The 24,630-nt window shown below is 57.1% G+C and carries 16 protein-coding genes, 1 other RNA gene and 1 pseudogene; 9 read left to right on the top strand and 9 right to left on the bottom strand.

What is annotated here, in order from left to right; genetic code table 11:
- Positions 1-136: 136 nt before the first annotated feature.
- Entirely contained in the window at positions 137-1,288 is a 1,152-nt protein-coding gene (locus HU759_RS26070) for a PD-(D/E)XK nuclease family protein (protein WP_154847207.1), read from the bottom strand.
- Between the two features lie 497 nt (positions 1,289-1,785).
- On the opposite strand from HU759_RS26070, the gene HU759_RS26065 reads away from it, so the two are divergent.
- The 3 genes and pseudogenes from HU759_RS26065 (at position 1,786) to HU759_RS26055 (ending at position 9,170) form a co-directional block, all read left to right on the top strand.
- A complete protein-coding gene (locus tag HU759_RS26065; protein WP_154847208.1) occupies positions 1,786-4,434 on the top strand; it encodes an AAA family ATPase in 2,649 nt (882 codons plus the stop codon).
- Between the two features lie 331 nt (positions 4,435-4,765).
- Positions 4,766-5,111 (top strand): annotated as a pseudogene (locus HU759_RS26060) (integrase); the annotation flags it as partial.
- 69 nt (positions 5,112-5,180) lie between these two features.
- Positions 5,181-9,170, top strand: a complete 3,990-nt coding sequence (locus HU759_RS26055; RefSeq protein WP_186617137.1) for a hypothetical protein — start codon at positions 5,181-5,183, stop codon at positions 9,168-9,170.
- Between the two features lie 127 nt (positions 9,171-9,297).
- Here HU759_RS26055 and HU759_RS26050 read toward each other — a convergent pair whose 3' ends face one another.
- The 5 genes from HU759_RS26050 to HU759_RS26030 form a co-directional block, all read right to left on the bottom strand.
- A complete protein-coding gene (locus HU759_RS26050; protein WP_154847209.1) occupies positions 9,298-10,554 on the bottom strand; it encodes an integrase domain-containing protein in 1,257 nt (418 codons plus the stop codon).
- A gap of 185 nt (positions 10,555-10,739) precedes the next feature.
- Positions 10,740-11,136, bottom strand: a transfer-messenger RNA (tmRNA) gene (gene ssrA / locus HU759_RS26045).
- 104 nt (positions 11,137-11,240) lie between these two features.
- The gene (locus tag HU759_RS26040; RefSeq protein WP_170038165.1) at positions 11,241-11,519 is read right to left on the bottom strand and encodes a hypothetical protein; all 279 of its coding nucleotides are present in this window, start codon (positions 11,517-11,519) and stop codon (positions 11,241-11,243) included.
- Between the two features lie 125 nt (positions 11,520-11,644).
- Complete coding sequence (locus tag HU759_RS26035; RefSeq protein ID WP_186617073.1) at positions 11,645-14,467, bottom strand: FAD-binding and (Fe-S)-binding domain-containing protein; 2,823 nt, start codon at positions 14,465-14,467, stop codon at positions 11,645-11,647.
- Positions 14,468-14,537: 70 nt separating this feature from the next.
- Positions 14,538-16,232, bottom strand: coding sequence for a lactate permease LctP family transporter (locus HU759_RS26030; protein ID WP_017139270.1), 1,695 nt, complete (start codon positions 16,230-16,232; stop codon positions 14,538-14,540).
- A 252-nt stretch (positions 16,233-16,484) separates the two neighbouring features.
- On the opposite strand from HU759_RS26030, the gene HU759_RS26025 reads away from it, so the two are divergent.
- Positions 16,485-17,252, top strand: coding sequence for a GntR family transcriptional regulator (locus tag HU759_RS26025; protein ID WP_017139269.1), 768 nt, complete (start codon positions 16,485-16,487; stop codon positions 17,250-17,252).
- A 27-nt stretch (positions 17,253-17,279) separates the two neighbouring features.
- On the opposite strand, the gene smpB is transcribed toward HU759_RS26025, so the two are convergent.
- A complete protein-coding gene (smpB, locus tag HU759_RS26020) occupies positions 17,280-17,762 on the bottom strand; it encodes an SsrA-binding protein SmpB (RefSeq protein WP_003176160.1) in 483 nt (160 codons plus the stop codon).
- Between the two features lie 167 nt (positions 17,763-17,929).
- Here smpB and HU759_RS26015 point away from each other — a divergent pair, with 167 nt between their 5' ends.
- Together HU759_RS26015 and HU759_RS26010 are read left to right on the top strand one after the other, a co-directional pair.
- Positions 17,930-18,364 (top strand): type II toxin-antitoxin system RatA family toxin, encoded by a 435-nt coding sequence (locus tag HU759_RS26015; protein WP_005791512.1) that lies wholly within the window; start codon positions 17,930-17,932, stop codon positions 18,362-18,364.
- Entirely contained in the window at positions 18,357-18,659 is a 303-nt protein-coding gene (locus HU759_RS26010; protein ID WP_186617072.1) for an RnfH family protein, read from the top strand. Before HU759_RS26015 ends, HU759_RS26010 begins: the two co-directional genes overlap by 8 nt.
- Before the next feature lie 63 nt (positions 18,660-18,722).
- Here HU759_RS26010 and HU759_RS26005 read toward each other — a convergent pair whose 3' ends face one another.
- Positions 18,723-19,250 (bottom strand): outer membrane protein assembly factor BamE, encoded by a 528-nt coding sequence (locus HU759_RS26005; RefSeq protein WP_017139267.1) that lies wholly within the window; start codon positions 19,248-19,250, stop codon positions 18,723-18,725.
- Positions 19,251-19,348: 98 nt separating this feature from the next.
- Between HU759_RS26005 and fur the strand changes: the two genes are divergently transcribed.
- Entirely contained in the window at positions 19,349-19,753 is a 405-nt protein-coding gene (gene fur, locus HU759_RS26000) for a ferric iron uptake transcriptional regulator (protein WP_017139266.1), read from the top strand.
- Positions 19,754-19,851: 98 nt separating this feature from the next.
- Here the strand turns inward: fur and recN are convergent, their stop codons facing one another.
- Positions 19,852-21,525, bottom strand: coding sequence for a DNA repair protein RecN (gene recN, locus HU759_RS25995; protein ID WP_017139265.1), 1,674 nt, complete (start codon positions 21,523-21,525; stop codon positions 19,852-19,854).
- A gap of 254 nt (positions 21,526-21,779) precedes the next feature.
- Here recN and grpE point away from each other — a divergent pair, with 254 nt between their 5' ends.
- On the top strand, positions 21,780-22,340 hold the full coding sequence (gene grpE, locus HU759_RS25990; RefSeq protein ID WP_017139264.1) for a nucleotide exchange factor GrpE: 561 nt from the start codon (positions 21,780-21,782) through the stop codon (positions 22,338-22,340).
- Positions 22,341-22,442: 102 nt separating this feature from the next.
- Complete coding sequence (gene dnaK / locus HU759_RS25985; protein WP_186617070.1) at positions 22,443-24,359, top strand: molecular chaperone DnaK; 1,917 nt, start codon at positions 22,443-22,445, stop codon at positions 24,357-24,359.
- Positions 24,360-24,630 lie beyond the last annotated feature (271 nt).

Below are 24,630 nucleotides of genomic sequence, written 5' to 3'. Positions count from 1 at the left end.
TCGTTTTCTGCCTTTAGTGACCGGCTGAAAAGGACCAAGACGGCCGTTGGCCAGAAGCATAGGCTGGAGATGTCTACGGTGCAGGGGGCAGTCCAAATCAGCCAACGGGTTGTCTAGTACATCTGGGGCGACTCAATCAATCAAGACCCTGTACGTCGTACAACCTACGCACACTCGACCAGAGGTCGTATAAATCGTCAGCCATGCGTTCTGCCACGCGAGCTCTCTTTTCAGGGGTAGTCAGTACCAGCAAATGCTCATCGCTTGGATTTTTCATGTTGAGTTCAGTGGTGTAGCGCCATAGCAACCCGTTGCTACTCACGCCGTTGTTTTCTAACAGTGCTGTCAGTGCATCCAGGCGACTGTAATCATGCGGGTGGGATTCAGCATCGCAGTAATAACCGCAGTAAAAGCGGTGATCGAGTTCGATGTAAACCGCGCCTGATATAGAGCCTAGCTCGTAAAAAAGGCCAAAATGGCGGTTATCCCTGACCGCGCTGTAGTAACGGTCGATTATCGCCGCCGTCGGCGCCATAAAGGGTTTGGGCAGCTCGGGATATTTTACCTCTATGCACTGCGCAACTGCCTGCCAGAGTTCCAGTTGCAGGTCTTTCAAGGTCTCGGTGTAAGCCTTCTGCAAGTCCCGGACCACTAGCAGGTTGTTACCCTGACGTAACGTCTGCTTGATTGCGTTCATGTAGGCATGTCCATGGTTTTGGAAGGTCAATTTTGCGATGAGATCGATATATTGCAGCAGGCTTTCACGCACGGCAGCTTCGCGGATCACCCACGGTTGGCATCGCTCCAGCCAAGGCAGGATGTCGGCAGCGTAGCTGATGCGTTGGTAGTCGATGCCAAGACAACTGCGCGTATCGGCGTCGCGGCCGTCCAAGGTAAGGTAGATCGGCGGATAGGTATGGTAGCCCTCGCCCTGAAGGGTCTCCAGGTAGCGAAATAACTGAGCCTCTTGGTCCTCAGCGTAGAGTTTGTTTTCGATGATGATCGCTTGCTGCTTGGCGTTACGGATCAGGATGTCTACGTTGCGGTATTCAACATCCACCGTGACGTCGCGGCAGTCGAAACCCTCGATATTCAATGCATCCAGCAGTAGTTGCAACAGTTTGCCACCGGCCGCATGAGCGCCTTGGGGGTTGAGCAAAAAGGCCAAGTAGCGAGAGTGCAGGCGCACTTCATCCGAGCCACTACGCAGTAAGGTGAACAGGTTGAAAGACGGGGGGTGATGCAGTTCGGCCCGGAGTAAGGCGGCGCGGTTGAGCAAGGTGTGCAAGGTTCATCTCCTTATGCTTGTAATGTTGAGGGGGATTGTATTGTGCTATCACTGATCCACATCCGGTTATGCCGTTCGCTCAAGTTTAGGATCTGCCGAATACGAATATCAGCCTTCAGTGAGAAGCAAGCCCAGTGTGAGCGTCCGTATCTGGCCAATTACCGCCCTATTTGAACGGTGGCTTCGGGTCGAAAGCTGTCAGTCACCACTGACCGCAATCGACCCAATCCGGACGTTCGTCGGTTTAGGCTCCAATGGCAGGGTCGAGAGGACGAAGACCCCAGCTTTTGTCCGAGAGCACCCGGTTCGAAGTGGAGAGCCGACCGTATCGGCTTGCGCGTCTGCTATAGGCTAAAAGTCGTCGATTGGTGCCTCACCGTCTTCCGCAAAACATCGAACACGGCTTTCCCCTAAAATGCTTTTGCATACAATGGAGGCATCGTGCCGACATCCCGCGCCCGACCGCATAATCGACAACAACCCCTACGCGAGCGTATATGTCCAAGTCCCTAGTCGAATTCAAACGCTTCTTGGTCAAGTCGGCCCCGACGCTATCCGAATACGAGAAAAAACTAGCCAACCTGATACTGGGCGGTTTCGACGAAATCGCGGCGGTCGGGTCAGCCGGAGGCCGGCGCGGGAAAGTCTTGGCAAAACTGATCGTCGACAAGGGGGAGACATCGCCTCCGGCACTCGAAATCGCGGTCGACGAAGTGGACGCCAACGAAAGCGAGATCGTCCGGCTAACCAAAGTGGAAGTCGAGCACTTTCGTGGTTTCTCCGACAAGCACACTTTCGAATTTAAGAATCCTTACACCTTCGTCTATGGACCGAACGGGACGGGAAAGTCGAGTCTCTGTGAGGCACTCGAATACGGATTGCTCGCCTCGATCCACGAAGCGGATTCGAAGCGGATCCCTGTCTCGGACTACATCAGGAACGCCACATCGAGGAGGTCGGCGAAACCTGTCCTTTATGGAGATACCGCGAAGGAGAAAGGAATCGAAGTAAAAGCGGCCCCCCGAAGTTTCGAATTCTGCTTCATCGAAAAGAACCGGATCGACGGATTCGCAAGACTGGCGGCCAATACCCCGGTCGCCCAGCAGGCGCGGTTGGCGGCGCTGTTCGGCTTGGAAGAGTTCAACACGTTCGCAACGCAGTTCAACGATAGCCTCGACACTTACCTGGCCGAGTTAGTTGGAAAGAATGGGAGGGATCTCGCGGAACGGGCGAAGGTCCTCGCCGGACACAAGGCGACCCTCGAAGGCCTCCCGGAAAAAGCCAAAGCCGCTGAAACGCGTGGCGCTGCGCTGCTATCGAAGTATCCGGAGTGTAAGGACCTCGAGGAAATCAAGACCGTCCTAACCGGACCCGAAGGCAATGGTGGCAAGCAAAAGGAGAACAACACCGAAATCGGCCGCCTGCAGAACCTTAAAACGGCCACCGATCCCGGAACAGACGTTATCCTTGCCAGCGTCGACGAACTACTCCGGCTAATCAAAGAGAAGGCGGAATCGGAAGCGTTCCTCAACCAGTACAAGGACCAACTTTCTCTTCGGGACCTTTACGCCGCGATCAAGGGGAACCGCGAAAAGTTTGAGAACGAGTGCCCGGCGTGCGCCTCCGAACTCTACCGAGACGGACGACTCGTAGTTCCGGTCGATCCGTACAGCAATGCGGAGGAAAAGCTGAAGTACTTCGACGCCGCCCTGAGGGCCGAAGAACGGATCAAGGAAATCCGAGAGGCACTCGATCTCGGCTGGCGGGAGTTGATTTCAACAATCGCCAGGCTTCCGGCGTCCGCCACGGCTGTCGGGTTCGCCAAAGCGCTCGAGGTTGGCTCGTTCAGCGCTGAGGCTTCTAACGCTAAGGACGCGGCGGGCATCGAGACCTTCCTCCGAGCCGTGCCGGAAATGCGCGAGCTCCTACAGGAGCTGAAGGACGCGACCGCCACCCATAACGGAAAGGTCGAACAATCCAAAGCCGCGATCAAGAAGCTCGAGGACGATATCCTCGCGATCAACAAGGACCTCGAGGAAATCGTGGCCATCTCGACCCTCGTCGCTGCGAACGCGAAGAGCGAGAAGGAGGCGACGCAGGCTATCGAGAAGTTCAACCAAGAGAACGAAGATCTCATCAGGGAGGCGGAAGCCGAGAAACCAGGGGTCGCGAGAAGCTGGAGATACAGCATCTCTTACGACTCGCTCCGCCAGAAACTCCTGGCCTACAACGCCGGACTGCCCTTGGCCTTGGCAGCGGATCTCAACGAGAAGACCCTCAAGTTCTACAACGAGATCAACAAGAACGACCACCCTTCCGACAGGCTCAACTCCCTGAAGTTGCCGACTGCCGCCGGGGAGAGGATAGAGATTGAGTTCGAGAACGGGGACAAGTGCGACGCGCTCCAAGTACTAAGCGAAGGTCACATTCGGTGCCTCGGGCTCGCGATCCTGTTGGCGAAGATCACCAGAGACCGCCTCCCGTTCCTGATATTCGACGATATCGTGAACTCGATCGACGATGAGCATCGGGGCGCGATCATCGACCTCATATTGAATCCAGAAGAGGTCGGCAAGAGGCAACTCATCGTCACGACCCACGGTGAGGATTTCGTGAAGCGCCTTGAGAACGCCGTGCCGATGAAAAAGTACAGGGAAACGGTGACCCGAATCGACTTCCTCGTACCGTTCGCCGCCAAGAAGATCACCGTGAAGCTCGACTCGCCCCGGCACTACCTCACTGTGGCGACCCGCAGCTACGAAGAGGGGCGTATTCGCGACTCCCTGAGTTACATCAGGAAGGCCTTCGAAGAAGAGCTCAACCGTCTCTGGAAGAAGATTGCAAGTAAGAATTTGCATGCGCAGATCAGTGTTGGGATGAGGGGGCCGGGAGACCCTGACCTTATGAGCTTGGCGACGGGGCTCCACAAGTTCCTCGGCGGGAAGGACGTGGCCGTTTTCCAGGAGGCCGTGCCGCACCTGGGCGAGATACTTGGATACCGCGATAAGCACAAAGTCGAGTGGAACTGCCTGAACAAAGGGACCCATGAAGGTGATCGTGCGGAAGAGTTCGATGCAGTTATCGTTCGGCGCATGCTTGAGACCGTCATCAATCTTGACGAAGCGATCGAGGCCCCGCAGGCCTGATGGTGGCTCTGCGGACCTCTGACATGTTTGCCGGGCAACGTGTACTACGGCCGACGGTAGTGAATGCTGCCGTTCAAACTGTAAGTGCGCTTTGTGACAAAAGGCAGTTACATAGCAACCTTTCTTTCCGTTGAGCCAGCTTCGGTTTAGAAGCCGAAATACTGCATCCGGCGATTTTGTAGGGTAGCCGACGCTTGAGCGTTCGCCGCAGGATCAGACGGACTGCCCACTTTTGGTCGATTGCTGCTCTTAGCCACCGGCAGCTATGGATCGGTTAGCGCCTCTGGGTCCAGCTGACCATCCTTGTCCTCCCTCACATGGAGGACAAGCCATGAAAACCATTACGACCGGCAGCCATCAGCCTTGGAGAGAGGAAAATTGGTCGGACAGAAAGCCCCGCTCCGACTGAAAGATATCTGGGCCATTTGGGTTAGGCTTCAAATCGCAGAGGAAACTCGTGATCTAGCTCTCTTCGATCTGGCCATCGACAGCAAGCTACGAGCCTGCGATCTGACCCAGCTTCGCGTACGCGACGTTGCTCATGGGAGCACGTGTCATCGCGAGCAATAGTGATACAGCAGCAAACCCAACGGCCCGTACAGTTTGAGATTACAGAGCAAGCGCGGCTGGCCCTAGAGGCTTGGATACATCAAGCCAATCTACATAGTGAGGATTGCTACATCACGTCCGCACTTTCAGCTAGTAGTATTAGCGTAGCCCTTTCACGCGAGATAGTAGAACTGCCCATGGAACACTTTCTACCAAGGACACTCTGGTATCGTGAAAACAGAGAAAGGATCGATTTAGCGCATACTGAACTCCACATCAACTTCAGTATCCGCGCCCAGCCTTTGATCATTTTGGGTGAAGCTGGGATGGGCAAAACCACGCTGCTTGAGCGGGTTGCCATGCAGCAGGGCTACCGGTTCGTGACCGCGCATCAACTCCTGCACCCGCCACGCGGGATGCCAGACATCTGCGCCGACCAGGTCCTGGTGATCGATGCCCTAGATGAGTTGACGGCCAACTCACCCGTAGAAGCCCTTGAGCGGGTACTCGACAGGCTCGGTGAGAAAGGCCACCCACCGTTTCTGCTCTCCTGCCGAGTGGCTGACTGGTTTGGCGCCGCTGGCATCAGGGCCGTGGAGTCGAAGTATGTGCAAAAGCCTGTACAACTGCATTTGAGCGCACTGAACGACGAGGAGATCCTGCGTGCCCTGAATAGTGAGCTGCGAGAAGAATTAGTATCGGATCTTATCGAAGGCCTGCGCGCACGCGGCCTGAACAATTGGTTGGGTAACCCTTACACACTGGAACTATTGGTGGAAAGCGCCAAGGCGGGGCAGCTACCGCAAAGTCGCACGGAACTATTCGAATTCGCCACTCGGCAACTTCTTAAGGAGCGCAACGAGGTCAAGTCTGCTGACGGTCCGAGCCTAGACCTGCGCCGCCGCGCCGCTGGCGCCGCCTGCGCCGCATTGATCATCGGCGGCCACGAAGCTCTTTGCCGCTCGGCTGAATCGACTACCGATCTGCCATTGGCCGAAGTCAGGGAACTGCCGGACGCGGGTCATCTGCCCCATGCACTAGCAACCCGCCTGTTCGAGGCCGTTGGCACAGACCGCTTTAGGTATGCTCATCGCAGCCTTGGCGAATACCTCGCCGCGCAGTGGATCATTTGTTGTGCTGATTCACGTCGCAAGCGGCGCAGACTGCTGGCCCTGCTCCATCGACAAGGAATGGTCCCCAATCATCTGCGCGGCCTCCATGCTTGGCTGGCTCTGGACACTCATCTCGCACCCGAGGTGATTGCTACGGACCCGATGGGTATCATTGAGTACGGTGATATCGGGCAACTCAGCGAAGAGCAAGCATCGATGCTCTTGCGTGCGCTACGAGGGCTGGCTACCAATAATCCTGGCTTTCTGCCTACCTACCATCAGATAAGCTTGAGGGAGGTGATCAAGCCCGGAGTCAAAACCGAGTTCATGGCGATCCTGCGTGCCAAGGGCATGCCCTTCCAACTTCGCTTGCTGCTGCTTGAGTCCATTCAGGGAAGCCCTGTCGTCAATCAACTGGAAACCATCCTTCGATCGCTAGTAGTTGACCAAAGGGAAGCGTTCGCATTGCGGCGGGCAGCGTTGGAAGCACTGTGCTTGCAGCAAGCGCCAGAACAAGCGACAGCGCTGTTGGTCTTACTACGCAGCTATGGTTCAAACGACGCCAGCCAACTCGCCCTTAATCTAATCGGTCTGCACGGCTACAGTTTTCCGGACACCGCAATTGCAGAGTGTGTGATTTGTTGCGAGCACCACCCATTCCGTATCGGTGATATGGGCAAATCGAAATACGACCACGTCATAACGCACTTTCCTACCGAGCGTATGGCTTTATTCCTGAACGTGCTCACTACCAGCATGAGTTCACCGGAACCCGTCAGCCCAGATCAACAGAAAAGCGACTTGGCGGACTTGGTGATGCAACTGATCGGGCGGTACCTGAAAAAAGAATTGCCTGATATCAGTGAACTTTGGAGTTGGCTGCATTTTTCTGCCCTTCGCGGTGCTTTCCCCCTCATGGCCGAGGAGACTCACCATCACTTGCGGGACGATAGTGTATTGCGCCGCCGCCTGCAGAAATGGGTGCTGCTCGAAAACGTTGGAGACGCAAGTTTGATGCAAAGGGATCAGGACTTACTCAGAGCCTCGCACTATCTAGGATGCTCGGAAGAGGATGCCATTGTCCTGCTAAATTCGCTCGACCCACAGGATCTTGACGACCAACGCTGGCGAGAAATTGTCAGTCTAATACATCATACCGAGGATCAAGGTGCCGCATTGCGGGAAGCGGCTCATGTCTTCGCAGTGGGACAAGACGATCGACTGGTGTGGCTGGCACAATTGAAACTTTACCCCTCTGACGGAGAAAACAGTTCTCTCGCAGAGGAATGCAGACAACAACACGCATTCGAGCAACAGCGAAAGCTGTCAGACTTGCGAAGGGCCTACCAAGGAAAAACCGAGTCGATCCTCAAGGGGGATTTCACCAGCCTCATCGAGTTCGCACAAGTCTACTTGGGCAGCTCAAAAGCCTTTCGATTCGACACTTGCGATACCGAACACTTTGCGAGCTGGCTGGGGCAAGATCTGGCTCAGTTGTTCCAACTAGGGTTCGAAGCCTACCTCCAGCAGATACCGGATAGCCTCTCAATCACCGAGATAGCACATTTTTTTGCGCATCAGCAGTGGTACCTGACCCCCAAAGGGGCTGGGGAGCAAGAAGGGCTTTCTCCCTTCATCATCGCTGCGGCACTCTCCGCACGACAAAAAGACGGGAGAGGCTTCAAGGATCTTGACGAGCGTGTGCTGTTGGCCGGCTTCCTCGCCGTGCACTACCTCTTCACATGCGACCATTTCACTTTGCAGACGGCCCTGAAATCAGAGCTCAAGTCACGCGAGCTCTGGCAGGAAGCACTAAGGCTGCGCTGCGAGCCCAACTTGCATAGCAGCACTGCTTACGAAGGGCTGAGCGAGCTTCGGCACGACGAAGAAGCAGGGTTTTTCGCCGCTGGTCTAGCGCGCACCTGGCTTGAGCAATTTGCCTCGCTCCCAGACCATACTGAAAGGGAGCTGGTCAGGATGCTGCTCAACGCCGACGAGCACGAGGCCCTGCGCTCACTTGCGCGCTCCCGAACGCTGGCCACAAAGGAACATGGCCAGATCTGGGACTCGGTGGGTTTGGTGGTCAGTTTTGACGAGACCCGCGAGCGCCTCGAACAGAAGAGACCGGACAGGCACCTATTGTTGGAAGTTCGCGAACTGGTCGTCGGGCATTTCGGTGCATTGGGCGGCCACACGATAAAACTGCAACCCCAGGCAATGGCCTGGGTCATCAATCGCTTCCGCTCGTCTTGTCCTCTGCGCAGACTTCAGCAAGGTGACCTTGATATAGGTTTTTTTGACAACAACCCATCCGACTGCCTGGTTCATCTCATCGACGCCCTAGGAAACCTCAACACGCCTGAAGCTCTGCAAGCACTGCAAACACTCTGCGATAAACGACGCAACAGTTATACGGAACTACTGCTCGATGCGCGAGCAAACCAGCGACGACGCGTATTCGACGCATCGTCCGAGCCCGCGACAATAGGGGAGCTGAAAGCACTCGCAAATGACACAGCCCCCAGTGACGAGATTGCTCTGAAAGCGTTCGTGCTGGACGAACTGCATAACGTCCAAGAAAAGATCTGTAGCGATGACGTGGATTCTTGGCGAGGCTTCTATTGTGACGACCAGCGCACACCTCGTCGTGAGGAACACTGCCGGGACTTGCTAATTTCCTTGCTGCGACAAGGCTCGCCCCTCGTCGACTACGAACCAGAGGCTCATCTTGCCGACAACAAGGAAGCCGATATCGCCTGTTTCGCCGGTAAACCTCGCATCAGTATCGAAGTGAAGGGCCAATGGCACCAGTCCGTATGGTCCGCAGCTGACGATCAACTGGACAGGTTATACACGCGAGATAATCGGGCAAGAGGCAAGGGTATCTATCTGGTGTTGTGGTTTGGCAGGCAGGCGAATCGCAAACATATCCTCACCAGCCCAGGGGGCAAGACTGCAAGACCCAGCTCGCCATCAGTCATGAAGGACATGCTGGAGCAACGGTGCAAGGCATTCCAGCATGGAGGTGTAGATATAGTGGTACTCGACCTGACACGGCGGACCATCGACTTCTAATCCTCTGCCGCCGAGTAGTGCGCAGGACAATAAATCGACCTCGGTTTTCCAGACACATCCACGGTCTGCAATTGGCAGACTGCAGGCTGTCATGAAGAGCTACTGCTGGCTGATAGCTGCCTTTGGTTCAGCGTATCGAAACGACTTTTGAGTGTCGTTGTTCTCTGATAGCTGACACAGAAAGGTTGCCGGTAGCAGCTTCCTGAATGTGGTCGCTCCACCAGGCCATCATTGGGCGTCTGCGCTCGATGTAGTCCGCTCGGTTATAGGCGCTTCGAACCTCGTCTTTATCGACGTGGGCAAGTGCGACTTCTATCAATTCAGGATCCCAGCCCTGCTCGTTGAGGATGGTGCTCGCCATTGAGCGCATTCCATGACTCACGAGGCGCCCCTCGAAACCCATCCGCTTCAGCGCCATATTGGCTGTCTGGCTGTTGCAGTGAGTGCGTGGGTCTCTGTCAGCAGGGAATACAAACTCTCGATGGCCGCTGTAGGGTTTTATGGTCTCCAGCAGAGCAAGTGCGTGCTCGGTCAGCGGTATGGCGTGTGGGCGTCGCTTTTTCATGCGTTCCGCAGGGATCGTCCAGATCTTCCTTTCGAGGTCGATGTCAGCCCAGCAAGTTGTAGCGGCTTCCGCAGGGCGCGTCATGGTGTGAAGCTGCCATTCGATTAAGCAGCGGGTTGTCCTTTTGATGCTCGCGTTGGCGATTGCAATCATCAGTTCTGGCAGTTCTTCTGGTCGAAGAGCCGCCATGTTCTGTTTTTTCGGTTTCTTGAAAACGCCCCGGATGCCGCTGAGAGGATTGGCGAAGATCACTCCCGAGTTCACGCCATAGATCATGATTTCATTGAGCCTTTGAGTCAGTCGCTTCACTGTCTCCAAGCTGCCTTTCGCTTCCAAGGGGCGGAGCAATTCGATGACCATTGGCGCAGTGATTTGCGAGAGGGGTGTAGTTCCGAGCTTTGGAAATACGTGCAGGATGAGAGAGCGCCATATGTCTTCGGCATAGGCCGGTGTAACGACATCCTGCTTTAGCTCAAACCAAGTAGCAGCTACGTTCTCGAACGTGTGCTCAGTTGCTGCTTTTTTTGTTTGCGTGAACGCATTGCGTTGCTCTTTCGGGTCGATGGCTTGTGCAAGCAGTTCTCTGGCTTCGACCGTTTTCTTTCTTGCTTGCGCGAGAGAGAGCTCTGGGTAGGTGCCGAGTCCCATGTTGATACGATTCTTCGTTACCGGATGACGGTAGTTGAAGTTCCATAGCGTAGAGCCATTGATTCTCACTCGCAATTGAAGGCCATCGCCATCGCTGAGGACGTAATCTTTATCTTTCGGCTTGATAGCTTTGAGCTGACGATCAGAGAGGCGGGTGGCTTGGGCGCACATGAGGTATTCCACGACATCGTTCGGTATTCCAAAAATTACCACTGAAGGGCTTGGAATACCATGTGGAATACCAATGGTTGTAGATTGTATCGGACGTCTTTGGACGCTGATGGCCCTGAAACCCCCGTATTCGCTGGATTTCAGGCACAAAAAAAGACGTCCGTGGACGTCTTTAGATGATGAAGTGGTGGAGCCGGGGGGATTTGAACCCCCGTCCGCCAGTACTCCGCTGTCGGTACTACATGCGTAGCCGTTTCTATTAAGTTAACCCTCAGCGACCCGAAGGGCAGGGTGCTTTGGGCGAGTTGTGTAAGTTTTAGCCGCTTCGTCCACAACGTACTGCACGGCGATTCTGTTCTATATGACAATCACTTTGGGTTTACAGACATCCCCTGGTGATTGCTGGACCCGAAGGTACCAGAAGCTCAGGGCTAAGGCTGCTTACGCAGCGAGAGCGAATTCCTGGCCGTAGTTTTCGTCATTGGCAACTATAAGAAGTTGCAACAGTGGATTTACGAGTTCTGTTACCAACTCGGCATGCACCTAAAGTTTCGCGACCGGCGTCGAATCCTAAACGGCCCCGTGCTTGTAACTCGTTGTTTCTTAGTGAGTGACAAGCCTGTGCAGTGTACGCCAAACCGTCACGGAAGGCCAACCCGAAGGTTGGCCCTGCGTATCAGCAGCGCTTATTGGCCACCTTTCTCGCTGTTCTGCAGATCTTGCAGGGCCTTGGAGGTGATCTCGATGCATTTTTTGTCATCGCCAGCGGCGTGCGCGGCTTTGGCCTGGGACACGGCGGTGTCTATTTCGCCCTTTTTGCCACTGGTGTCGGTGGCGAGCAGGGCTTGGCCGTTGTTGATTTTGTCCAGGTTGATTTTGCACAGGTCCGGCTCGCCGGCAGCAAAAACAGGCGAGGCCAACATTGCGGCGGTGATGAACACGCCAGCAAGAGCAGTACGCTTCATGGGGTATCTCCTTGAGCAAATAAGGCTCGATGCTGCGCCGAGGCGGGGCAGCCAGCGAGGTCACGGATGAGCCTCGTTCGCCGAGGCCTATTCAAGTGACTGCGCCGGCACGCAGGGGTTCTGTTTTATTTGCAGGTTTCATGGGCGCGGGCCTGGGTGACGCGGTCTACGAGGTAGACCAGGCCGTGGTAATCGATACCGCCATGCTGGCTCAGGCCGATCTCGCAGGTGCGGCTGGTGGAAATGCCTTCGCTGCAATGTTGCACCGCGTCCTTGAGCGAGCGCAGTGAGTGGGCGTTGAGTTCCGGGGTGGTGAAGCCTTTGTCGCCAGCGAAGCCACAGCAGTGAATGCCTTCCGGGATCACCACGGTGGTGGCGCAGCGCCGCGCAAGGTCGATCAAGGCCTGGCTTTCGCCCAGGTGCTGGGTGCTGCAGGTGACATGCACGGCGATGGGGGCTTGCTGTGGCGTGAAGTCGAGGCGGTCCATCAGGTGGGTGCGGATAAAACGCACCGGGTCGTAGAGGTCCAGGCGGGTTTCGCCGAGGTCTTGCACCAGCCGCAGGGTGCAGGGGCTGGTGTCGCAGTAGATCGGGTCGAGGCCGCCACGGCTGGCGTGGAGCAGGGCGCCGATCAGCTCCTGGCGCTTGTGCTCGGCTTGGTCGGCGTAACCTTTGGAAGCAAACGGCTGGCCGCAGCACAGGCTGTCCTGGTTGTCGGGAAACACGACTTGGTAACCGGCTTTTTCCAGCAGGCCGCGGGTTTTGTCGTACAGCGACATCTGCTCTTTATCGTCGGCTGATGGGCCCATGGCGCGTGAGACGCAGGCGGCCAGGTAAACCACGCGCGGGCGCTCGTCTTCAACTGCCGGGCTGAAGCGGATGGCTTTTTCCGGCTGTGGCATGGCATTGCTCCACTGCGGGATCTGCCCCTTGGACAGCTGTGTGATTTTTGCCGAGAGCTTCGCCAGGCGAGGCGCGCCCAGCAGCATGCGCGCGCCATTGGCGACATGCAGGGTAAAGCGCGCACCTTGCATGGCCGTGGCGAAATGGCTGGCCAGCCAGTCGGCGGTTTTCGTACGGTCGGCGTCGCGAGCACGCAGCTTTTTCACCAGGTCGCCGGTATTGATGCCGACCGGGCAGCGTTGCGCACACAACCCGGTGGCGGCGCAGGTGTCGATGCCTTGGTAATGGTAGGCCGCTTCCAGTTCGGTGGTGTCGACGCCTGCGCGTCTCTTTGCCTGGATATCGCGCCAGATCACGATGCGCTGGCGCGGGCTGAGCGTCAGGCCTTTGGAGGGACACACTGGCTCACAAAAACCACACTCGATGCACTTATCCACAAGCTCGTCGGCCGCAGGCAGCGGTTTAAGGTGCTTAAGGTGGATTTGCGGGTCTTCGCTCAGCACCACGTCGGGGTTAAGGATGCCGTTGGGGTCGAGCAGGCGTTTAAGCTGCCACATCAACTGGTAGGCATCGCTGCCCCATTCCAGCTCGACGAAGGGCGCCATATTACGGCCGGTGCCGTGTTCGGCTTTCAGCGAACCTCCGAACTCCACGGCTACCAACTGCGCCACATCGTCCATGAACGCCTGGTAGCGTGCGACTTCTTCACTGCTGTTGAAGCCTTGGGTGAACACGAAATGCAGATTGCCTTCCAGGGCGTGTCCGAAAAGGATTGCTTCGTCGTAGTGATGTTTGTCGAACAGCTCGATCAAGCGGTTTACGCCGATGGCCAGTTGCTCGACCGGGAAGGTCACGTCTTCGATGATCACCGTGGTGCCGGTTTTACGCACGGCGCCGACGGCCGGGAACGTGTCTTTGCGGATGGCCCACAGGCGGGCGTTTTCCAGCGGGTCTTGGGTGAAGTCGACCTGTTTTTCTACCGGGAAGGCGGCCAGGGACGCCATGATCAGCGCCAGTTGTTCCTGGAGTAATGAAGGTGATGCGGCACGGGATTCGATCAGCAGCGCGCAGGCGTTTTCCGATAGCTGCTGTACGAAAGCCGGCATGCCGGGTTTGTCCTGCACCGAGCGCATGCTGCGCCGGTCCAGCAACTCAACGGCGGAGACGGGTTGGGTTTTGAGCACCGTCACGGCATTGCAGCAGGTTTCCACGTCCGGGAACACAATCAGCGCCGAGGCCTTGTTCGGGTGGTCGATCACCGTGTCGTAGGTCACTGCGCTGATAAAACCGAGGGTGCCTTCGGAACCCACCAGTAGGTGGCTGAGGATATCCAGAGGTTCATCGAAATCCACCAAGGCGTTGAGTGACAGGCCGGTGGTGTTTTTCAGACGGTATTTGTGGCGGATTTTTGCAGCCAGTTCGGCATTTGCCCGCGTCTCCCGGCCCAGCGTGGCCAGCCGCTCCAGCAGCTCGCCATGCTGTTGGCGAAAGGCGCTGACACTGGCCGCGTCCTCGGTATCCAGGCGGCTGCCATCAGCCAGTACCAGGCGGATGCCGGCCAGGGTGTGATACGTGTTTTGCGCGGTGCCACAGCACATGCCGCTGGCATTGTTGGCGACGATGCCGCCGATCTTGCAGGCGTTGATCGAGGCCGGGTCGGGGCCGATCTTGCGCCCGAACGGCGCCAGCCACGCATTGGCCTGGGCGCCGATCACGCCGGGTTGCAGGCGGATCTGCGTGCCTTGGCCACGAATTTCGCGGCCATTCCAATTGTCGCCCAGCACGATCAGCACCGAGTCGCTGTTGGCCTGACCGGACAAGCTGGTGCCGGCTGCGCGGAAGGTCACGGGTACGCGGTCGCGCTGGGCCAGGTGCAGCAGCGCCACGACTTCGTCTTCTGACTCCACGCGAACCACCAGCTGTGGGATCAGTCGGTAAAAGCTGGCGTCAGTGCCGAAGGCGAGGGTGGAAAGAGGGTCGTCGAAGCGACGATCTTTCGGGATCAGTTGTGCGACGTCGCTCAGGAAAGCAGCAGGCAGGCTCATCGGTCCTCCAGAAATAGCTGACGCCGGCATCGTTGTCCGGCGTCGATTCTTACCCTGTTACGCGCAGGTTTTAGTGCACCAGCATACCGGTGAACCAGTAGGCCTGCGCCAGCGTGATCAGCCCGACGATGGTGGCAAAAAACAGGCTGTGCTTGAGGGTAAAGCGGAACAGGTCGGACTCTTTGCCCACCAGGCCGGTGGCGGCGCAGGCCACCGCGATTGATTGTGGCGAGATCATCTTGCCGGTCACACCGCCGCTGGTATTGGCTGCTACCAGCAAGGTGTCGTTGACGCCGATCTGATGCGCCGTGGTGGCTTGCAGCGAGCTGAACAGGGCGTTGGACGAAGTGTCGGAGCCTGTCAGGAAAACCCCCAGCCAACCGAGGAACGGCGAGAAGAACGGGAAGGCAGCGCCGGTGCCGGCCAATACCAGGGCCATGGTCGAGGACATGCCGGAGTAGTTGGTGACGAAGGCAAACGCCAACACCATGCCAATGGACAGGATCGGCCAGCGCAGTTCGTAGAAGGTCTCTTTTAAAGTGGTAAGACCAGTCTTGAGGTTGATTTTCAACACCAGCATCGAAATCAGTGCAGAGAAGAAAATCGCGGTGCCGGTGGCTGAAATTGGGTCCAGCTTGAACACGGCCGGAATCGCCGTGGGGTTGGTGACGATCGGGGCGACCTTGATCACCAGTTGATCCAGGTGCGGGATCGCGAAGTTGAACACCCAGCTGTACATCGAACCGCCGGCGGCGAACATCGCTTTGAACGGCTTGAGCGTCCAGATAGTGACCAGCACGGTGAGGATCAGGAACGGCGACCAGGCTTTGAAAATCTGCCCCAGGCTGTAAGGCGAGGCGACGGTTTGGCGTGGTTGACCGAAGCCACCTGCGCTGGCGGTGACCGCTGCGGCGGAGGTGGCGCCGGCAATCTGTGCGCCGGCGCTGCGTTTGGGCTGCCAGACTTTCAGGAACAGCGTCAGCGCTACCAGGCTGGCCAGGGCCGAGGTGATGTCCGGCAGTTCCGGGCCAATGAAGTTGGAGGTGAAGTATTGGGTGACGGCAAAGCTCAGGCCCGCTACCAGTGCGGCTGGCCAGGTTTCGCGAACGCCGCGCAGGCCGTCCATCATGAACACCAGCCAGAACGGCACGAACAGCGACAGCAGCGGTAACTGGCGGCCGGCCATGGCGCCGATCTTGAACGAATCGATACCGGTGACTTGCCCGGCGACGATGATCGGGATGCCCAGCGCGCCGAACGCTACAGGCGCGGTGTTGGCGATCAGGCACAGGCCGGCGGCGTACAGCGGGTTGAAACCCAGGCCCACCAGCAGTGCGGCAGTAATTGCCACAGGGGCCCCAAAACCGGCTGCGCCTTCAAGGAAGGCGCCAAAGCAGAAGCCAATCAACAGCACCTGCAAGCGCTGGTCATCGGTAATCGACAGGACCGAGCTGCGGATGATTTCAAACTGCCCGCTCTTGACCGTCAGTTTGTAGAGGAATACGGCAGCGACGATGATCCAGGCGATGGGCCACAGGCCATAGGCAAACCCGTAACCGGCGGCGGCCAGCGCCATGTCTACCGGCATCTGGAACGCGAAAATCGCCACCAGGATCGACAGCGCCAGGGTGATGCTGCCTGCCACGTGGCCTTTTAGGCGGAACACGGCCAGTGCCAGGAAGAAAAATACGATCGGGATAACGGCGGCCAGTGCGGACAGGCCAAGGCTGCCGAGTGGGCTGTAGAGCTGTTGCCAGGTTTGCATAATGGGGTGGCCCCTGATTGTTGTTGTTTGGTAAGCTTGGATAATTGGTAATACCAATTTACAGTCGCTGTTGGCTAGAGTAAAAGCCTTGGCAGGGGTGTGTCAATTTGCCGCCCACGAAACTTTGGTCGTAGCGGTGTAGGTGAGGTGTTCTGGTTGGGTCAATCGAAGGCGTTCTGATAGGTGCCGCAAGCGCGGCGATAGGCGAGAATAGAGGGCCTGGCGAGTGGTCGGGTTTGTGGAGAGTGAGTTATGGGGTTTGATCAGGTGCGTCAGCGCCGTTTGTCTGACGATATTGTCGAGCAGCTTGAGGGCATGATCCTCGAGGGCACGCTCAAGTCGGGCGAACGCTTGCCGGCCGAGCGCGCTTTGGCTGAACAGTTTGGCGTGTCGCGCCCTTCGCTGCGGGAGGCGATCCAGAAGCTCGCGGCCAAGGGGTTGTTGGTCAGCCGCCAGGGCGGCGGTAACTATGTGGCGGATTCTCTGGGCTCGACCTTCAGTGATCCGTTGCTGCACCTGCTGGAAAATAACCCGGAGGCTCAGCGGGATTTGCTGGAGTTTCGTCAGACCCTGGAAGCGTCCTGTGCTTACTACGCCGCATTGCGTGCTACTGAGGTCGACCGCGAGCGGCTGACCGCAGCGTTTGAGGCGCTGCAGGATTGCTACACCCGCGCCGATGAAGTTAGCCGGCTGGAAGAGGGCGCAGCGGATGCGCGCTTTCACCTGGCAATCGCTGAGGCCAGCCATAACGCCGTGTTGCTGCACACCATTCGTGGGCTGTTCGATTTGCTCAAGCGTAACGTGGTGACCAATATCGGCGGCATGTACCAGCAGCGTACAGAAACCCGCGACATGCTCATCAGTCAGCATCGGGATTTGTATTTGGCGATTATCGAAGGGCGCGCCGAGCAGGCACGGGAAGTCTCAACACGTCACCTGCTCTATGTGCAGGAAGTGTTGGAGGAGGTGCGTCAGGAAGTTCAGCGCGTGGCCCGGGCGGAGCGACGTAAAGGGATGTAGCCCGCGTGGGCTACACCGTCACAAGGATTACTCTTCCTTGCCCTTGTTGCGCACGGCGCGATGCAACTCACGGTTGGAGTCGCGCTCACGCTCGGTATCGCGCTTGTCGTATTCCTTCTTGCCCTTGCCCAGCGCGATCTCGCACTTGACCAGGTGCTTGCTCCAGTACCAGGACAGGCAGATACAGGCATAGCCTTTCTGCTGTACGGCGGCAGCGAGCTTTTCCAGTTCGCGGGCGTTGAGCAACAGCTTGCGCGTGCGCACCGGGTCGGCAATCACGTGGGTGCTCGCGGTGGTCAGCGGGGTGATATGACTGCCCAGCAGCCATGCCTCGCCATCTTTGAGCAATACGTAGCTGTCGACCAGTTGCAGCTTGCTGGCGCGCAGACTTTTTACTTCCCAGCCGGCCAGGACCAGACCAGCCTCGAACCGATGTTCGATGAAGTAATCGTGTCGCGCCTTTTTATTTTGCGCGATGGTCCCTGTGGGGTGTTTCTTTTGTTTAGCCATAGGGGCGGCATTATAGGGAGTTGCGAGCGTATCGGCTACGGTCAACCTGCGTGCTTGAGCGTGTTGGACGAATCCCGGACAATACCGGCAGTTCTCTGGTTTTTTTCTCTCGCGGATCGGGCTGTTCTTTCGCGATATTTGCCTCAAGCAGTGGAAGTAACGCTCACATGACGACGCATATTCAACGTTCGGCTTTATTGCCTTATCCGGCTCAGGCGCTCTATGACCTGGTCAATGACGTAGCGCGTTACCCGGAATTCCTGCCTTGGTGCTCAACCGCCGAAGTGCTGGAAAGCAGTGATGAGCATATGGTCGCCAGTGTCGGGGTAGCCAAGGGTGGGCTTAGCCAGCATTTTGTTACGCGCAATGTGCTGGTGCCGGGCAAATCCATTGAGATGAACCTGCAGGAAGGGCCGTTCACCCAGTTGCATGGGGTATGGGTATTCAAGGCGCTGACCGACAAGGCCTGCAAGATCAGCCTGGACCTGTCCTTTGATTACGCCGGCCCGATTGTGCGGGCGACCTTGGGGCCTTTGTTCAACCAGGCGGCCAACACCCTGGTGGATGCATTCTGTCAGCGGGCCAAACAACTGCATGGTTGAGATTGAAGTGGTGTACGCCGCTGAGGATCGCCAGGTCTTGCTGGCGGTGACGGTGCCTGCGGGCACCAGCCTGAGGGCCGCGGTGCTGGCGTCGGGGATTGCTGAGCAATTTCCAGACTTGATATTGGCGGATTGCCAACTGGGCATATTTGGCAGAGTGGTCACCGATGCGCACGTGCGTGTTGCGCAGCCAGGTGATCGAATTGAGATTTATCGGCCCTTGCTGGCAGACCCCAAGGAAGTGCGCAGGCTGCGTGCGGCCAAGGCGGCCTTGGCGCGGCAGCAGAACCCATAAGGCTGCCAATCGGCAGGCAACAAAAAGCCCGGCATGCCGGGCTTTTTATCGAGCGCCGCAAAATTACTGCGGGCTGGTGTCCAGAGGCTGTGGCGTCGGGACAGGAACGGTCTGCACGCCGTCGACGTCCTTCTGGATCTGATCCAGCAAGGAGCCAGGCTTGGCCGGTACTTCGGACTTAGGCTTCTCTGCTTCCTGCGCTGGCGCAGTCACATTGGTGCCGTTGTCCTTGCCGAGCAAGGCTTCATCACGGCTTACGCCGGGCATGAAGTCACCGGACAGGCTCACAAGCTGGTCATTGCCATTGAAGATGACACTGACGCGCTCCTGCTGGCGCTCACCGCCACCTGGCTGGATGCTGTAGAGATAATCCCAGCGATCGGCATGAAAAGTGTCGGTCAGCAGGGGGTTGCCCATAATAAACCGTACTTGCCGTCGGGTCATTCCCGGGCGTAACTGGTCTATCATGTCCTGCGTGACGACATTGCCCTGCTGGATGTCGATTTTGTAAACCCCGGGGAATGAACAACCGGCGAGTGCGAGCAGTCCCACAAGGGTGAAACTGGTTAGCAAGAGCTTGGTGTTTTGCATCGGTGGGCGACTTCCACTATCTTGGCTGGGACAACGTAAACGCCGATCATACCCGTATTAAGAGAAGCTGCGAAGCAGCATCCGCGAGAAAGCTAACCATGGTTGAAAATAGCGAACTACGCAAAGCCGGTCTTAAAGTGACTCTGCCACGAGTCAAGATTCTACAAATGCTCGATTCTGCTGAGCAGCGCCACATGAGTGCCGAGGATGTTTACAAGGCGCTGATGGAGTCTAACGAGGACGTTGGCCTAGCCACGGTTTACCGTGTGCTGACCCAGTTTGAAGCCGCAGGGCTGGTGGTTCGTCATAATTTCGACGGCGGTCATGCAGTGTTCGAATTGGCTGACGGTGGTCATCACGATCACATGGTTGACCTGGATACCAATGAGGTTATCGAGTTCACCAGCCCGGAAATCGAGAAGCTCCAGCACCAGATCGCTGAGCAGCATGGATTCGATTTGGTGGACCATAATCTGGTCCTGTACATCCGTAAGAAAAAGTAAAAATCGACACAGATTTGCTCTGTGAAACGATAGAAGGCGACCCTAGGGTCGCCTTCGTGCTTTCTATAAGAGAGAAAATAGAGCGAAAAAAGCTCGGTTCAAGCCTTGGCTGCCACTACCATCTTCTTCGCGTGGGCCAGGGACTCTTTCGTCAGGTCGATGCCGCCCAACATCCGCGCCACTTCTTCTACCCGCTCCGATTTGTTCAGCTTGGACACGGCCGTATGCGTCGCATCGCTGCCGCGCACTTTGTGTACAAATAAATGCTGATGCCCTTGGGCGGCCACTTGCGGCAAGTGAGTCACGGTGAGCACCTGGCCACGCTCCCCAAGGCGGCGCAGCAGTTGGCCGACAATCTCCGCCGTCGGCCCGCCAATCCCCACGTCCACTTCGTCGAATACCAGCGTGGGTACCCGCGAGGTCTGGGCGGTAATGACCTGAATCGCCAGGCTGATCCGCGACAGCTCACCGCCGGACGCCACTTTCGCCAGTGCCTTGAGCGGCTGGCCAGGGTTGGCGCTCACCAGCAGCTCCACCTGTTCCAGGCCATGGGGTTGCAGCTCGTTGCTGGTGTTGGCGTGCAGCTCAATGGTGAAGCGCCCGCCAGGCATGCCCAGGCGTTGAATTTCCTGCTCCACGGCACTGGCCAGGCTGGTAGCGGCTTGCTGGCGCAGGTCGCTGAGCTCGCGGGCCTTTTCCTGGTAATGGCGGGCGAAGGAGGCGAGTTCATCGCCCAGCCTTTCAATGGATTCATCATTGGCGTTGAGGGTTTCGATCTCATCCAGCAGCTTTTGCTGCATCGTCGCCACTTCGGTTGGCTGGATACGGTGTTTGCGCGCCAGGGTATAGATAGTGTCCAGACGCTCTTCGATTTCTTGCAGGCGCGCGGGGTCGGCGTCGAAGTGGTCCAGGAAGCGATTCAGTTCCCCAACGGCTTCTTCTACCTGGATCTGCGCACTGGTCAGCAGGGTGGTGGCCTCGCTCAAGGAGCCCGACCCGCTGTTCACGCTCGATAGGCGATTGAGGCTGGCGGTCAGTGCATTGAGTACATTGCCCGAATCACTTTCGCTGCATTGCTCCACCACTTGGCGGCAGATACCCAGCAGGGTTTCGGCGTTGGTCAGGTTCTTGTGTTCCTGCTCCAGTTGCTCCAGCTCGGTTTCGCCAAGGCCCAGGCTCTCCAGCTCTTCAAGCTGATAGCTGAGCAGTTGATGGCGAGCGCGTTGTTCGTCGCCGGAATTGGAGAGTCGCTCCAATTCCTGGCGGGTTTGCCTCCAGCGCTGGGCGGCAAGCTGCACCTGGCGCGCCAGGTCTGTGGCGCCGGCGTATTCGTCGAGCAGGCGGCGATGAGTGTCGGTTTTGAGCAAGGATTGGTGTTCGTGCTGGCTGTGGATATCGATCAGCAACTCGCCCAGTGCCTTTAAATCGCCAAGCGGGCAGGGCGTGCCATTGATGTAGCCGCGTGAACGACCTTCCGCCGTAATGACGCGGCGCAGGATGCACGGGCCTTCATTATTAAGGTCGCGCTCGGCCAGCCAGGCCTCGGCTTCGGGAATATCGGCCAGGTCGAACGTGGCCAGAATGTCGGCCTTGTCTGCGCCGGGGCGTACCACGCCACTGTCGGCGCGGTCGCCCAGGGTCAGGCCCAGGGCGTCGAGCATGATCGATTTGCCGGCGCCGGTTTCGCCTGTGATTACGCTCATCCCGCGATCCAGTTCGAGATCCAGGTGTTCGACGATGGCGTAGTTATGTACGGACAGGTGCACCAGCATGACGGCCGCTCCCAGGCTTTAGGTCTGGTTATTTATACAGTGTTTTATTCAGGGCTGGCAATCCTGGTGCTTAGCTCAATTTGCTTGAGTGCGCGGATTTTTTAGCGCAAAGCGCAATGACGCTGCCGGAATTGATCCAGAGCAAGCGAAAGACTTTTGGTAACGCCTGCGCCCTTGAACCTGAAAATTGTGGCCCCATATACCGGAACAGAAGCGCGAGTTGAGTTCGCGCATGATTTTGAAAGGAGAAATCTATGGCTGACGAACAGACGCAGGATACGCAAACTCCAGACGCCAATTCGGCTGCCGGTGATGAACTGGCAACTCGTGTGCAAGTGCTCGAAGAGCAATTGGCCGCTGCGCAGGATCAATCTTTGCGTGTTGCCGCCGATCTGCAGAACGTCCGCCGCCGTGCCGAGCAGGATGTCGAGAAAGCTCACAAATTCGCGCTGGAAAAATTCGCCAACGACCTGCTGCCGATTATCGACAGCCTGGAGCGTGGCCTTGAGTTGTCCAACCCGGATGACGAAAACATCCGTCCGATGCGCGAAGGGATCGAGCTGACCCTGAAAATGTTCCAGGACACCCTGAAGCGTTATCAGTTGGAAGCCATCGATCCGCAAGGCGGTGAGCCGTTCAATGCTGAGCATCACCAAGCCATGGCCATGCAGGAAAGCCATGACCTGGAGCCTAACAGTGTACTGAAAGTGTTCCAGAAGGGTTATCAGCTCAACGGTCGCTTGCTGCGCCCGGCGATGGTAGTGGTGAGCAAGGCTCCTGCACCTGTTGCACCTTCTATTGATGAGCAGGCTTGAAATCAGTCGTAACGGCCCCATCTATAAGTCAAGCGTTTAAGTGCTACCGCAGTTAGCCACCACTGCTGCGGCAACCTAATTAAAGTTTCGGGAGAGTAAATCATGGGCAAAATTATCGGTATCGACCTGGGGACTACCAACTCCTGCGTCTCCGTGCTGGAAAACGGCGTTGCTAAAGTTATCGAAAACGCCGAAGGCGCGCGTACCACGCCGTCGATCATTGCTTACGCCAACGACGGTGAAATCCTCGTCGGTCAGTCGGCCAAGCGTCAGGCTGTGACCAACCCGCACAACACCCTGTACGCGGTTAAGCGTCTGATCGGTCGTAAGTTCGACGAAGAAGTCGTACAGAAAGACATCAAGATGGTCCCTTACAAAATCGCCAAGGCTGACAACGGTGACGCCTGGGTTGAAGTAAACGGCCAGAAAATGTCGCCGCCGCAAATCTCGGCTGAAATCTTGAAAAAGATGAAGAAAACCGCCGAAGACTACCTCGGTGAAGCCGTGACTGAAGCGGTGATCACCGTTCCGGCCTACTTCAACGACAGCCAGCGTCAGGCGACCAAAGACGCCGGCCGCATCGCTGGCCTGGACGTAAAACGTATCATCAACGAACCCACCGCAGCCGCTCTGGCCTACGGTATGGACAAGGCCAAGGGCGACCACACCGTGATCGTTTATGACCTGGGTGGTGGTACTTTCGACGTCTCCGTCATCGAGATTGCTGAAGTTGATGGCGAGCACCAGTTCGAAGTGTTGGCCACCAACGGCGACACCTTCCTGGGTGGTGAAGACTTTGACATTCGTCTGATCGACTACCTCGTTGACGAATTCAAGAAAGAAAGCGGCATGAACCTTAAGGGTGACCCGCTGGCGATGCAGCGCCTGAAAGAAGCCGCTGAAAAAGCCAAGATCGAGCTGTCTTCGGCTCAGTCGACCGACGTGAACCTGCCTTACATCACTGCAGACGCCACTGGTCCTAAGCACTTGAACGTGAAAATCTCGCGTTCCAAGCTCGAAGCGCTGGTTGAAGACCTGGTACAACGCACCATCGAGCCTTGCCGCATTGCGCTGAAAGACTCCGGTATCGATGTTGGCTCGATCAACGACGTGATCCTGGTTGGCGGTCAGACCCGTATGCCACTGGTTCAGAAGCTGGTCACCGAGTTCTTCGGTAAAGAAGCACGTAAAGACGTGAACCCGGACGAAGCGGTTGCCATGGGTGCTGCGATCCAGGGTGCGGTATTGGCCGGCGACGTGAAAGACGTTCTGCTGTTGGACGTCAGCCCGCTGACCCTGGGTATCGAAACCATGGGTGGCGTGATGACCGCGCTGATCGAGAAAAACACCACGATTCCTACCAAGAAATCGCAAGTGTTCTCGACTGCCGACGACAACCAGGGCGCTGTGACCATTCACGTGCTGCAAGGTGAGCGTAAGCAAGCCGCTCAGAACAAGTCCCTGGGCAAGTTCGACCTGGCTGAGATTCCACCAGCACCACGTGGCGTGCCGCAAATTGAAGTGACCTTCGACATCGATGCCAACGGTATCCTGCACGTAGGTGCCAAAGACAAGGCGACCGGCAAAGAGCAGAAGATCACCATCAAGGCCAACTCCGGTCTGTCTGATGAAGAAATTCAACAGATGATTCGTGATGCTGAAGCCAACGCTGATGCGGATGCCAAGTTTGCTGAGCTGGCCGGTGCACGTAACCAAGGCGATGCCCTGGTTCACTCGACGCGTAAAATGGTCTCCGAAGCAGGCGACAAAGTGACCGCCGAAGAGAAGACCACGATCGAAGCAGCTGTGGTTGCCCTGGAAACCGCCATTAAAGGCGACGACAAGGCTGCCATCGAAGCCAAGGTTGAGGAGCTGTCGAAAGTCTCCGCACCGGTTGCCCAGAAAATGTACGCCGAGCAAGGCCAGCCGGCAGAAGGCGCTGCACAGCACGCAGAGCCTGAAGCCAAGCACGATGATGTTGTCGATGCCGAGTTCGAAGAAGTCAAAGAGCAGAAGTAAGTTGGTTGCCCGGTTGACCGCTATCAAGCGGTGACTGGTAGGATGTCGCCGCGCGGGAGCTTGCTCCCGCGTTGGCGTGTCTGGGGTATGTGAATTTTTACAGCATGCGACAAGGTTCGGGTGCTGGCGGTGTGATCGGGAATGCTCCTGCTTTCCGAGCAGTAAATACCGCATTTTTGGCCGGGTCCCTGGCTAAAAAGTAGTTATGACCAGGATCGTTGAATTGACGTGAGTTGGGTCCGGGCCTGTATTGGGGCTCAACGAGTTCGGC

The organism is Pseudomonas sp. OE 28.3, from assembly GCF_014268205.2.
Lineage (GTDB): Bacteria > Pseudomonadota > Gammaproteobacteria > Pseudomonadales > Pseudomonadaceae > Aquipseudomonas > Aquipseudomonas edaphica.
The sequence above is the reverse complement of the archived record's forward strand: the minus strand, read 5'-3'. Positions and strand labels throughout refer to the sequence as shown.

What these genes read in the sequence shown, in the direction of transcription:
- HU759_RS26065 (WP_154847208.1), top strand. Translation starts at nt 1,786, where the DNA reads ATGTCCAAGTCCCTAGTCGAATTCAAACGCTTCTTGGTCAAGTCGGCC.
- HU759_RS26055 (WP_186617137.1), top strand. Translation starts at nt 5,181, where the DNA reads ATGGAACACTTTCTACCAAGGACACTCTGGTATCGTGAAAACAGAGAA.
- HU759_RS26050 (WP_154847209.1), bottom strand. Translation starts at nt 10,554, where the DNA reads ATGTGCGCCCAAGCCACCCGCCTCTCTGATCGTCAGCTCAAAGCTATC.
- HU759_RS26040 (WP_170038165.1), bottom strand. Translation starts at nt 11,519, where the DNA reads ATGAAGCGTACTGCTCTTGCTGGCGTGTTCATCACCGCCGCAATGTTG.
- HU759_RS26035 (WP_186617073.1), bottom strand. Translation starts at nt 14,467, where the DNA reads ATGAGCCTGCCTGCTGCTTTCCTGAGCGACGTCGCACAACTGATCCCG.
- HU759_RS26030 (WP_017139270.1), bottom strand. Translation starts at nt 16,232, where the DNA reads ATGCAAACCTGGCAACAGCTCTACAGCCCACTCGGCAGCCTTGGCCTG.
- HU759_RS26025 (WP_017139269.1), top strand. Translation starts at nt 16,485, where the DNA reads ATGGGGTTTGATCAGGTGCGTCAGCGCCGTTTGTCTGACGATATTGTC.
- smpB (WP_003176160.1), bottom strand. Translation starts at nt 17,762, where the DNA reads ATGGCTAAACAAAAGAAACACCCCACAGGGACCATCGCGCAAAATAAA.
- HU759_RS26015 (WP_005791512.1), top strand. Translation starts at nt 17,930, where the DNA reads ATGACGACGCATATTCAACGTTCGGCTTTATTGCCTTATCCGGCTCAG.
- HU759_RS26010 (WP_186617072.1), top strand. Translation starts at nt 18,357, where the DNA reads ATGGTTGAGATTGAAGTGGTGTACGCCGCTGAGGATCGCCAGGTCTTG.
- HU759_RS26005 (WP_017139267.1), bottom strand. Translation starts at nt 19,250, where the DNA reads ATGCAAAACACCAAGCTCTTGCTAACCAGTTTCACCCTTGTGGGACTG.
- fur (WP_017139266.1), top strand. Translation starts at nt 19,349, where the DNA reads ATGGTTGAAAATAGCGAACTACGCAAAGCCGGTCTTAAAGTGACTCTG.
- recN (WP_017139265.1), bottom strand. Translation starts at nt 21,525, where the DNA reads ATGCTGGTGCACCTGTCCGTACATAACTACGCCATCGTCGAACACCTG.
- grpE (WP_017139264.1), top strand. Translation starts at nt 21,780, where the DNA reads ATGGCTGACGAACAGACGCAGGATACGCAAACTCCAGACGCCAATTCG.
- dnaK (WP_186617070.1), top strand. Translation starts at nt 22,443, where the DNA reads ATGGGCAAAATTATCGGTATCGACCTGGGGACTACCAACTCCTGCGTC.